The following is a 10782-nucleotide window of genomic DNA, read 5'->3' as shown; positions in this document are numbered from 1 at the left end:
TCCTTCAGCACGATCTCGCCGGTGATGGACGCCCGCAGCGACAGCTTGCCCCCCACCTTCGGCGCCGACAGCCCCTTCATGCCCTTCTCAAGGACGAAGCCCTTGATCTTGCCGCCATGCGCCTCGGACTTGGCCCAGACCACGAAGACATCCGCGATCGGCGCGTTGGAAATCCACATCTTCGCGCCGTTCAGCACATAGCCGTTCGCCGTCTTCTTCGCGGTGGTCTTCATCCCCGCCGGGTCCGACCCCGCATCGGGTTCGGTCAGCCCGAAACAGCCGATCCACTCGCCGCTGGCCAGTTTCGGCAGGTATTTCTGCCGCTGCGCCTCGGTGCCGTAGGCGTAGATCGGATACATCACCAGCGACGACTGCACGCTCATCATGCTGCGATAGCCGGAATCGACCCGCTCCACCTCGCGCGCCACGAGGCCATAGGCCACATAGGACGCGCCAAGCCCGCCGTATTCCTCGGGGATCGTAACGCCCAGAAGGCCCATCTCGCCCATCTCGCGGAAGATGCTGGGGTCCGTCTTCTCTTCGCGGTAGGCCGCGATGACCCGCGGTTGCAGCTTCTCCTGCGCATAGGCCCGCGCCGCGTCGCGCAGCATCCGCTCCTCTTCCGTCAGCTGGTCGTTCAGCCGGAACGGGTCTTCCCAGTCGAAGCGGCCCAGGTCCGGGGCATCCTTGGCTTTCAGTTTCGGTTGTGTGTGCAGGGTATCGGGCATGTCGGGCCTCCATTCGCTGCCGGCAGTATTGCACGAAAGGGCAGGGGCCTGCTATCGAACTCCTTGCACGAGTTGATGAGGAAAACTCATAATGCTTCCCCGCCGCTACCTGCCGCCGATCCCGGCCCTGATGGCGCTCGAGGCCGTCGACCGCCTCGGCACCGCCTCCGAGGCCGCGAAAGAGTTGAGCCTGACGCAAGGCGCGATCAGCCGGGCGCTGCAATCCCTTGAACAGCAGCTCGGTGTCCCCCTCCTGATCCGCGAACGCCAGCGCCTGCGCCTCACGCCAGCGGGCCGCGATTATGTGGCCGAGGTCCGAAAGGCCCTCCACCTCCTCGCCTCCGCCTCGATCACGCTGCGCGCCAACCCGACCGGAGGCTCCCTGAACCTCGCCATCCTCCCCGCCTTCGGGATGCACTGGCTCGCCCCGCGCCTCGCGCGCTTCGCCCAGACCCACCCCGAGGTCACCGTCAACCTCTCCACGCGCCTGCGCCCCTTCGACTTCGCCGGCTCCACCTTCGACGCCGCGATCCATTACGGCAGGCAGGACTGGCCCGGCGTCGATTACCTGAAACTGATGGACGAAGAGGTCCTGGCCGTCGCCGCCCCCGGCTTCCCCGCGCTCGGCAGGGCAGCCGATATCCTCGATCACCCGCTCCTGCAGCTCGAAAGCCGCAGCGGCGACTGGGGGCGCTGGCTCGCCCACCACGGCCACCCGGGCCTGCGCCCGCCCGGCATGCTCTTCGACCAGTTTGCCACGCTGACGCAAGGCGCCATTCACGGCATGGGCGCGGCGCTGATCCCCACTTTCCTCATCGAGCGGGAACTGGCCGAGGGCCGCCTCGTCCCGATCTTCGGCCCGCCTGTCCGCGCGCTCGGCTCCTACTACCTTGTCTGGCCGAACAGCCTGCCCGACCGCGCGCCGCTGCGGTCCCTACGACTATGGTTGCAGGCCGAAGCCGCCAATCCCGCCTTGACCCCCGTGGCTCCGCCCGCCACTCTCGCCCCAAAGCCGGAGGCCCTGTGACCGCCCTTCTCACCAGCATCGACGCCGTCGAGAAGCTCCTCTCCGCCCAGGGCTACGTCGCCTCGCGCGCGCTGGCCACCGTCGTCTTCCTCTCCCTCAAACTCGGCCGCCCGCTCTTCCTCGAAGGCGAGGCCGGCACCGGCAAGACGGAAATCGCCAAGACGCTGGCCACCGCGCTGAACCGCCGCCTGATCCGCCTGCAATGCTACGAAGGCCTCGACGCGGCCTCCGCCGTTGCCGAATGGAACTTCGCCGCCCAGATGATCGCCATTCGCACCGCCGAGGCCACGGCCGACCGCGACAGCCTGCAATCCGAGCTTTTCACCGAAGACTACCTGATCGAACGCCCGCTCCTCGCCGCCATGCGCCCGCAGCCCGGCGGCGCGCCGGTCCTCCTCATCGACGAGATCGACCGCACGGATGAGCCCTTCGAGGCCTTCCTCCTCGAAGCCCTCTCCGACTTCCAGGTCACGATCCCGGAACTCGGCACCATCCGCGCCCCTGAACCCCCCATCGTCATCCTCACCTCGAACCGCACGCGCGAGGTGCACGACGCCCTGAAACGCCGCTGCCTCTACCACTGGGTCGACTACCCAAGCTTCGACCGGGAACTGGACATCCTCCACGCCCGCGCCCCCGAGGCGCAGGAAACCCTCTCGCGCGAGATCGTCGCCTTCGTCCAGAAACTCCGCCGCGAGGACCTCTTCAAGCGCCCCGGCGTGGCCGAGACGATCGACTGGGCCAAATGCCTCCTCGCCCTCGACGTGATCGCCCTCTCGCCCGAGGTCATCTCCGACACCCTCGGCGCGATCCTGAAATACCAGGACGACATCCAGAAACTCCAAGGCTCCGAAGCCAAGCGCCTGCTGGACGAAGTGAAGCGCGACCTCGTGCCCGCATGACCCTTCATCTGTCCACAAATATCCCACGGGGGGTCCGGGGGGTGTGAAACCCCCCGGGGGTTCGCCATGCCTCCGACCTACGCCCCCCTCGACATCCCCGAAGACGGCAAGCTCGCCCACAACATCGCCCATTTCGCCCGTGCGCTGCGCAAGGCGGGCCTGCCCGTCGGCCCCGGCCGCACGCTCGACGCGGTCAACGCCGTCGCCGCCGCCGGTTTCGACCGGCGCGAGGATTTCTACTTCACCCTCCAGGCCATCTTCGTCTCCCGCCCCGAGGAACGCAGCCTCTTCGCCCAGGTCTTCCGCCTCTTCTGGCGCGACCCGCGCTACCTCGACCACATGATGTCGCTCCTTTTGCCCCAGGTCCACGGCGTGCAGGAGGACCGCGCCGCCCAGGCCGCCGAGAAGCGCGCCGCTGAAGCCCTTCTCGACGGCCAGCTCCCCCCACCGCCGAAAACCGATACCCCGGAAGGCGACCAGATCGAGATCGACGCCACCGCCACCATGTCGGCCGAGGAACGCCTGAAGACGCTCGATTTCGAACAGATGTCCGCCGCCGAGATCGCCGAGGCCAAGCGGATGCTGGCCAAGCTGGCGCTCCCCGTCCAACCGCTGAAAACCCGGCGCAGCCAGGCCTCGACTCTCACCGCCCGCATCGACGCCCGCCGCACCCTGCGCGCGGCGATGCGCCACGGCGGAGAGATTGCCGGCCTGAAATACAAGGCCCCGGTCACCCGCTGGCCGAACCTCGTCGTCCTCTGCGACATCTCGGGCTCGATGGCCGATTACTCCCGCATGGTGCTCCACTTCGTCCACGCCGTCGCCAACCGCAAAGGCCAGGGCTGGGCGAAGGTCCACGCCTTCACCTTCGGCACGCGGCTGACCAACATCACACGCCACCTCGCCGCCCGCGACGTGGATGCCGCGCTCAAGGCCGCGGGGGCCGAGGCGCAGGACTGGTCGGGCGGCACCCGCATCGGCCAGTCGCTTCACGCTTTCAACCGCGACTGGTCGCGCCGCGTGCTGGGGCAGGGGGCGGTGGTCCTTCTCATCACCGATGGCCTTGACCGCGACGATACTGACCTTCTCGCGAAAGAAGTCGAACGCCTGCACCTCTCCTGCCGGCGCCTCATCTGGCTGAACCCGCTTCTGCGCTGGACCGGATTCGCGCCGAAAGCCCAGGGCATCCGCGCCATCCTGCCCCATGTGGACAGCTTCCGCGCCGGCCATTCCATCGCCTCGATCGAGGCGCTCGGCCGCGCGATCTCGGAACCCTCCGACCACGGCGAACGCGACCGACTGCTCGCGCTGATCCGGCAATGGGCGGGGCTTCGCGCAGGATATCGCACAACAGTTCGCTGATATCGCATATCACGCGAAACCTCGCTTTGTTAGGATGGCCGGGCAATCCGGGAACCGTTTCGTCACGATGCGGTTATCCCGTGCCCCTAGAATGAGGACTGGTAATGAGAAAGCTTCTGGTTTCCACCACGGCCCTGTCGACGGCCCTCTCGGTCGCGATCAGCCCCCTGGGCACCATGCCCGCCTTCGCGCAGGTGCTGAACGAGGATGGCTCGGTCACCGCCGAGGACGGCACCGTGCTCTGCACGCCGACCGCCGAGGCGCCCTGCGATCTGGAGGCGATCGTCGAGAAACTGAAGCTTGACCAGGCGATGGCCGCCGAGGCCGCTGCCGCCGAGGCCGCCGCGCAGGCCGCTCAGGCGGAAGCCGAAGCCCAGGCAGCCGCCGAAGCCCAGGCTGCCGCCGAGGCCGAAGCCGCCGCTGCCGCCCAGGCCGCCGCGCAGGCCCAGGCAGACGCCGAGGCCCAGGCCGCTGCCGAAGCCGCCGCCGCAGCGGCCGAAGCTGCCGCCGCCGAGACGGCCGCCCAGGCTGCTGCGGCCGAAGCCGCCGCACAGGCCGAAGCCGAGGCCCAGGCCGCCGCCGCCGCCGCCCAGGCCGAGGCGGACGCCGCCGCCCAGGCCGCGCAGGAACAGGCCGAGGCGGAAGCCGCCGCGAAGGCCGCCGAAGAGCAGGCCGCCGCCGAAGCCGCCGCAGCCGAGGCTGCTGCCCAGGCCGAAGCAGACGCTGCCGCCAAGGCTGCCGAAGAGCAGGCCGCCGCAGATGCCGCCGCCGCCGAGGCTGCTGCCCAGGCAGAAGCTGACGCTCAGGCCGAGGCTGAAGCCGCCGCCAAGGCTGCCGAGGAGCAGGCCGCGGCAGAAGCCGCCGCAGCCGAGGCTGCTGCCCAGGCCGAAGCAGACGCTGCCGCCAATGCCGAGACGTCGGGTGGCGAACAGCCGGTCGTCGAGTCCCCGGCCGAGGATGCAACCGCCGAGGCTCGTGCAGCCGAGGTCGTCCCTGAAGGCGCGATCGTCGATCAGGCCACGGGCGAAGTCGTCGATCCCGAGGCCGCCGCCGCCGCGCTTGCCGCGGCCGAGGCCGAACTGGCCATCACGCCAGAGGGCGAGGTTGTCGATCCCGCCGCCGGCCTGAAGGTTGCCGAACCCGATCCCGCGGTCGAGGTCGTGCCGGTGGATGCGCCCGTGGTCAGCGAAACCGAGGTCGAAAGTCTGACCGACCTCCTGACCAGCGACCCGACCGCGATCAACCCCGCAGCGATCGCCGCGGCCGAGTTGGTCACCAACGCCCCGCAGGCCGAGGGTGCCGTTCCGATCGTCGAGGCCGATCCGGCGAACCTTGTAGCCGCCGTGACCGAGACGATCACCGATGCCAACGTGCGCAGTTCCGCCCAGGAATTTGCCGCGCCTCCGGTGGCGCTGGCCGAAGGCAAGAAGAGCGGGCTGTCGGACCTCGAGAAGGCCGGACTCCTGGTTCTGGGCGCGCTGGCGGTCGGCGCGATCATCAAGAACAACCGCGCGGCGGCAGCGGACACCACGGTCTCGACCATGGGTCCGCAGGAGGCCCGAGTCGTGTCGAACACCGGCGACCGGGTCATCGTGCTGCAACCCGACGGCACCTACCGGGTGCTCAAGGATGACGACGCCGTGATTCGTCGCCCCGGCTCGACCGTGCGGACCGAGACCTTCAAGGACGGCTCGACCCGCACCATCGTCGAACGGGCCGACGGGACGCAGGTGGTGACGATCCGCGATGCGACCGGCCGGGTGCTGCGGCGGGCGACCTATGACAGCCTCGGCCGCGAGGTCATCCTGATCGACGACCTCGTCGAGGAAGAGCCGATCATCGTCCGCGACCTGCCCCGGCCGCGCAGGCCCATCGTCATCTCGTCCAAGGACCAGGACATCGCTCTCAAGCGCGAACTGGCCCGGATCGAGGCGGAACGGGTCGGCCGGACCTTCAGCCTGCGCCAGATCCGCGAGATCCCGGCGGTGCGCGCGCTGGCCGCCACGCTGGACGTGACCCCCATCACCTTCGCCAGCGGCTCGGCCGCCGTGGCACCGCAGCAGGCGCGCAACCTGGCCGACCTCGGCCGGCTGATGCAGGACCTCCTCGCCGAGAACCCGCGCGAGATCTTCCTGATCGAGGGCCACACCGACGCGACGGGCAAGGCGGCGATGAACCTCGCGCTTTCGGACCGCCGGGCGGAATCGGTGGCGCTCGCCCTGACCGAATACTTCGACATCCCGCCGGAGAACATGGTCGTGCAGGGCTATGGCGAGACCGAACTCCTGATCGACACCCAGGCGAACGAACCCCGCAACCGCCGGGTCGAGGTCCGGGTCATCACTCCGCTCCTGCGGACCGCCACGATCCGCTGATCCGGCCCCCTACCAAAGTCGCGCCGCGGGTCCGCCCGCGGCGCGTTCATTTCGGTGGCATCCCGTCCGGCCCGGACGCATAATCGCGCCCATGACAGAAGCCTCCCACGACCGGATCCCCGAAACCGCGCTTGCCTGGCACCGCGCCGGCAAGGGCGCGGCCCTCGCCACCGTGATCGAGACCTGGGGCTCGGCCCCGCGCCAGGCCGGCAGCCAGCTGGCCATCTCGGGCGAGGGAGAGATGGCGGGCTCCGTCTCCGGCGGCTGCGTCGAGGGTGCGGTCGTCACCGAGGCGCTGGAGGCGCTTGCCGACCGCAAGTCGCGCGTCCTGACCTTCGGCGTCTCCGACGAGACCGCCTTCGCCGCCGGCCTCGCCTGCGGCGGCACGATCCGCGTCCTGGTCGAACCCGTGGGCGAGGGCGCCGAGGCGCTGCCCGAGGGGCTCCTCGCTGCGCTCGTCGCGGCCCGCGCCGAACCCCGCGCCATCGCGCTTGTCACCACCCCCGCGACCTGGACCCGGACTCTCGTCGCGCCGGGAGGGGACGCCGCAACTGACGCCCGCTTCCGCTCCGACCGCTCGGGGATGGAAGAGGATGGCCGTTTCATCGCCATCCACAACCCGCCGCTGCGCCTCATCGTCGTGGGCGCCGTCCACATTGCCCAGCCACTTCTGACCATCGCCCGCACCTGCGGCTACGCGCCTACCCTGATCGACCCCCGCGCCGCCTTCGGCTCGGCCGAGCGCTTCCCCGGCGAGACCATCCTGGACGACTGGCCCGACGAGGCGCTGGCGCGGCTCAAGCCCGATGCCCGCACCGCCATCGTCACCCTGACCCACGACCCGAAACTCGACGACCCGGCGATCCGCTTCGCGCTGACCTCGCCCTCCTTCTACCTTGGTTGCCTCGGCTCCACCCGCACCCATGCCAAACGGCTGGACCGGCTGGCCGCCGCCGGCTTCACCCCCGACCAGATCGCGAAGATCCATGCCCCCGTCGGCCTCGACATCGGCGCGAAGACGCCCGCCGAGATTGCCGTCAGCATCATGGCGCAGATCACCCAGACCTTGCGGAAATAATGCGCTTCGGCCCGGTTCCCCTGTCGCAGGCCGAAGGAGCGATCCTCGCCCATTCCGTCGCCTTGCCCGAGGGGCGGCTCCGCAAGGGCTGCACGCTTGGCCCCGAGGACCTTTCCCGGCTGGCCGCCGCCGGCCACGGCGAGGTCATCGCCGCCCGCCTCGATCCCACCGACCTGCACGAGGACGCGGCCGCCCTGGCCATCGCCCGGGCACTGGCGCCCGACCCCGATGCGGCGGGCCTCGACCTGCGGCCCGTCGGCACGGGACGGGTGAACCTGCATGCACGCGCGGCCGGACTGCTGGAGGTCGCGGCCGACCGGGTCGATGCGCTCAATGCCGTTGATTCGATGCTGACGCTCGCGACCGTTCCGCGCTGGCAGCGCCTGGCGGCGGGGGAAATGGCAGCCACTGTTAAGATAATCTCCTATGGCGCGGCGGAAGCCTCGGTCGCCGCCGCCTGCGCTGCTGGGGCCGGCGCCCTACGCCTGCGCCCCGCGCGGCTGACCCGCGTGGCCCTGGTCGAGACCCATACCGACCCGGAGGCCAGACCCCTTGGCGCCGACGCCATCATCCGGCGCCTTGCCGCCCTGGGTGCAGGGCTGAACGAACATCGCCACTGCCCGCACCGCGAGGCCGATCTGGCCGCTGCCCTGGCCAGCGTTACCGGGGCCGAGCTGATCCTGATCCTCACCGCCTCGGCCACGTCGGATCCGATGGACGTGGCGCCGCAGGCTGTCCACAGGGCAGGGGGAAGGATCGACCGCTTCGGCATGCCGGTGGACCCCGGCAACCTGCTGTTCCTCGGCAGCCTCGGCGCGAGCCCGGTCATCGGTCTGCCCGGCTGCGTGCGCAGCCCCGCGCTGAACGGGGCCGATTGGGTGATGGAACGGCTGATCTGCGGCGTCCCGGTCACGGCGGCGGACATCGCGGGGATGGGCGTCGGCGGCCTCTTGAAGGAAACCCCGCACCGTGGCCGCCCGCGCGAGGCGCGCGACTGACGCCCAGGAATTCTCACCGAAAATTCATGGGCCGCGCCCCGATGGAGCGCGGCCCGATGTGGATCGTAACCCGTGAGGCGCGGCCCTTACTTCGGCGCGACCATCATCACCATCTGCCGGCCTTCCAGCTTGGGCATGGATTCGATCTTGCCCGCCTCGCCCACATCGGCGGCAACGCGGTTCAGAAGCTCGAGCCCCAGCTCCTGGTGCGCCATCTCGCGTCCCCGGAAGCGCAGGGTGACCTTCACCTTGTCGCCTTCGCCCAGGAACTTCAGCACCGAGCGCATCTTCACGTCATAGTCATGGGTATCGGTGCCGGGACGGAACTTGATTTCCTTGATCTCGATGATCTTCTGCTTCTTGCGCGCCTCGGCCTCGCGCTTCTGCGTCTCGTACTTGAACTTGCCGAAGTCCATGATCTTGCAGACCGGCGGCACGGCGGTCGGCGAGATCTCCACCAGGTCCAGTCCGGCTTCCTCGGCCATCTGCAGCGCCCGAGCCGGGGTGACGACCCCGACATTCTCGCCATCCGCGCCGATCAGGCGGATTTCCGGAGCGCGGATGCGGTCGTTGATGCGGGGACCGGTTTCGCGTTGCGGCGGGGCATTGTGGGGTCTGCGGGCTATGGCAGTCGTCCTTTGATGGTTGAATTCGCGGCGGCAATCTAGGCGAGCGCGGGCGGCTCTGCAACCCGGGAGGCGGACGGTTTCCCAAGTTTTCCGCGGTTCTGGGGGTTTTTCGCCCCTCGCATCCCCCACGGGCTTTTCATTGCGGGGACAAACTGCCATATGACCCGCATCCGGACCCGGGGCTCCGGCCATAGGAGTATATGACATGAACAGATCCGTAATCATCGGCGCCATCGTCGTCCTGCTGGCTGCTGGCGGCTACTACCAGTTCAGCTACAAGCCCGCTCAGGAAGCCAAGCAAGCCGCCGAGGCCGCCGCGGCTCAGGCCGAGGCTGAAGCCAAGGCCGCCGAGGAGGCCGCTGCCAAGGCCGCCGAGGAGGCCGCCGCCGCTGCCCAGAAGGCTGCCGACGAGGCTGCCGCCGCCGCCACGGCCACCACCGAAGCTGCGACCCAGGCTGCAACCGAGGCCACCCAGGCCGCGACCGAAGCCGCGACCGATGCGGCTCAGGCCGTCACCGATGCCGCGGCCGCCCTCGACCCGGCGAACTTCAACGCGGATTCCGTGGTCGCCCTGATCGACGGTTCCTCGCTCGATGACGCGACCAAGGCGACCCTCAAGACCGCTGTCGAGGCCGCCAAGGCCAACCCGGCGCTGGTTGCCGACACCATCGCCCAGGTCAAGACCGCGCTTGGCATGTGATCTTCGGCTGATGCCGGACAGGACGAAGGCCGCAGGATGGTTCCTGCGGCCTTTGCCATTGGGTTAAGACCACCTTAACGCGATCCTCTATCCCTTTGGTCGGACTATGTTATCCCGATCTGACCACCGTGGACACGGGTCAGATTCCGTCCCCGACGAAGGCCTTCTCGACCACGAATTCCTTCGGATCCGAGTTCGCCCCCTCGCGCAGGCCGAATCCCTCGAGGATCGCCTTCACGTCGATGTTGAAGGCAAGGCTGCCGCAGACCATGGCCCGGTCTTCCGCCGGGTTCATCTTCGGCAGGCCCAGGTCGGCAAAGACCTTGCCCGAGGACAGGTTGTCGGTCACCCGCCCCATGTGATGGAAGGGTTCGCGCGTGGTGGTCGGATAGTAGATCAGCTTGTCGCCCACCAGCTCGCCGATCAGGGGATCATCCTTCAGGCTTTCCACCAGTTGCCGGCCATATTCCAGTTCCGCGACTTCGCGGCAGGTGTGCATCATGATGACCTGGTCGTATTTCTCGTAGGTCTCGGGCTCGCGCATCAGGCTCGCGAAGGGGGCGATCCCGGTGCCGGTGGCCAGGAACCACAGCCGCTTGCCGGGCAAGAGCGCGTCATGGACCAGCGTGCCCACGGGCTTGGGGCGCAGGATGATCTCGTCGCCGGGCTGGATGTGCTGAAGCCGGCTGGTCAGCGGGCCGTCCGGCACCTTGATCGAGTAGAACTCCAGCTCCTCGTCCCAGGCCGGCGAGGCGATGGAATAGGCGCGAAGCAGGGGTTTGCCCTTGTCGTCGAGGAGCCCGATCATCACGAACTCCCCCGACCGGAAGCGCAGGGACTTGGGCCGTGTCACGCGGAACGAGAACAGCCGGTCGGTCCAGTGCCGAACGGCAGTCACGGTCTGGGCATCGGGCAGATGCGGCTTGGCGGCGACGGGGCTTGCTTCGGTCATCAGGGTCGCTTCGGTCATGAGGATCATCCCG

10 protein-coding genes are annotated in these 10782 nt (G+C 69.0%); 7 read left to right on the top strand and 3 right to left on the bottom strand.

Annotated elements, in window-relative coordinates; genetic code table 11:
* Positions 1-728: acyl-CoA dehydrogenase family protein (locus tag ACK4IU_RS12445; protein ID WP_409735607.1), on the bottom strand; the 728-nt coding region annotated here is incomplete at its 3' end.
* A 91-nt stretch (positions 729-819) separates the two neighbouring features.
* Between ACK4IU_RS12445 and ACK4IU_RS12440 the strand changes: the two genes are divergently transcribed.
* From ACK4IU_RS12440 to ACK4IU_RS12415, 6 genes are all read left to right on the top strand, one after another.
* Positions 820-1755 carry a LysR substrate-binding domain-containing protein gene (locus ACK4IU_RS12440; RefSeq protein WP_409735605.1) on the top strand — a complete coding sequence of 312 codons (936 nt, stop codon included), beginning with the start codon at positions 820-822 and terminating at the stop codon, positions 1753-1755.
* Entirely contained in the window at positions 1752-2657 is a 906-nt protein-coding gene (locus ACK4IU_RS12435) for an AAA family ATPase (protein ID WP_409735603.1), read from the top strand. The genes ACK4IU_RS12440 and ACK4IU_RS12435 overlap by 4 nt, the downstream gene beginning before the upstream one ends.
* A gap of 66 nt (positions 2658-2723) precedes the next feature.
* On the top strand, positions 2724-4019 hold the full coding sequence (locus ACK4IU_RS12430; RefSeq protein WP_409735602.1) for a vWA domain-containing protein: 1296 nt from the start codon (positions 2724-2726) through the stop codon (positions 4017-4019).
* A 104-nt stretch (positions 4020-4123) separates the two neighbouring features.
* Positions 4124-6394 carry an OmpA family protein gene (locus tag ACK4IU_RS12425; RefSeq protein WP_409735600.1) on the top strand — a complete coding sequence of 757 codons (2271 nt, stop codon included), beginning with the start codon at positions 4124-4126 and terminating at the stop codon, positions 6392-6394.
* Positions 6395-6485: 91 nt separating this feature from the next.
* The gene (locus ACK4IU_RS12420; protein WP_409735598.1) at positions 6486-7472 is read left to right on the top strand and encodes an XdhC family protein; all 987 of its coding nucleotides are present in this window, start codon (positions 6486-6488) and stop codon (positions 7470-7472) included.
* Positions 7472-8470 (top strand): molybdopterin-binding protein, encoded by a 999-nt coding sequence (locus tag ACK4IU_RS12415; RefSeq protein ID WP_409735596.1) that lies wholly within the window; start codon positions 7472-7474, stop codon positions 8468-8470. The genes ACK4IU_RS12420 and ACK4IU_RS12415 overlap by 1 nt, the downstream gene beginning before the upstream one ends.
* A gap of 86 nt (positions 8471-8556) precedes the next feature.
* Here ACK4IU_RS12415 and infC read toward each other — a convergent pair whose 3' ends face one another.
* Positions 8557-9096: a translation initiation factor IF-3 gene (gene infC / locus ACK4IU_RS12410; protein ID WP_149587140.1), complete on the bottom strand. Its 540-nt coding sequence runs from the start codon at positions 9094-9096 to the stop codon at positions 8557-8559.
* Between the two features lie 208 nt (positions 9097-9304).
* Between infC and ACK4IU_RS12405 the strand changes: the two genes are divergently transcribed.
* Positions 9305-9799 carry a hypothetical protein gene (locus ACK4IU_RS12405; protein WP_409735594.1) on the top strand — a complete coding sequence of 165 codons (495 nt, stop codon included), beginning with the start codon at positions 9305-9307 and terminating at the stop codon, positions 9797-9799.
* A 139-nt stretch (positions 9800-9938) separates the two neighbouring features.
* On the opposite strand, the gene ACK4IU_RS12400 is transcribed toward ACK4IU_RS12405, so the two are convergent.
* Complete coding sequence (locus tag ACK4IU_RS12400) at positions 9939-10769, bottom strand: ferredoxin--NADP reductase (protein ID WP_409735591.1); 831 nt, start codon at positions 10767-10769, stop codon at positions 9939-9941.
* Between the last annotated feature and the right edge of the window lie 13 nt (positions 10770-10782).

The organism is Tabrizicola flagellatus (assembly GCF_046295235.1).
Taxonomy (GTDB): Bacteria; Pseudomonadota; Alphaproteobacteria; order Rhodobacterales; family Rhodobacteraceae; genus Tabrizicola; species Tabrizicola flagellata_A.
This window is presented reverse-complemented; position numbering and strand designations above follow the sequence as displayed.

Coding starts and splice junctions, on each gene's coding strand:
- ACK4IU_RS12440 (WP_409735605.1), top strand. CDS start 820: ATGCTTCCCCGCCGCTACCTGCCGCCGATCCCGGCCCTGATGGCGCTC.
- ACK4IU_RS12430 (WP_409735602.1), top strand. CDS start 2,724: ATGCCTCCGACCTACGCCCCCCTCGACATCCCCGAAGACGGCAAGCTC.
- ACK4IU_RS12425 (WP_409735600.1), top strand. CDS start 4,124: ATGAGAAAGCTTCTGGTTTCCACCACGGCCCTGTCGACGGCCCTCTCG.
- ACK4IU_RS12420 (WP_409735598.1), top strand. CDS start 6,486: ATGACAGAAGCCTCCCACGACCGGATCCCCGAAACCGCGCTTGCCTGG.
- ACK4IU_RS12415 (WP_409735596.1), top strand. CDS start 7,472: ATGCGCTTCGGCCCGGTTCCCCTGTCGCAGGCCGAAGGAGCGATCCTC.
- ACK4IU_RS12405 (WP_409735594.1), top strand. CDS start 9,305: ATGAACAGATCCGTAATCATCGGCGCCATCGTCGTCCTGCTGGCTGCT.
- ACK4IU_RS12400 (WP_409735591.1), bottom strand. CDS start 10,769: ATGACCGAAGCGACCCTGATGACCGAAGCAAGCCCCGTCGCCGCCAAG.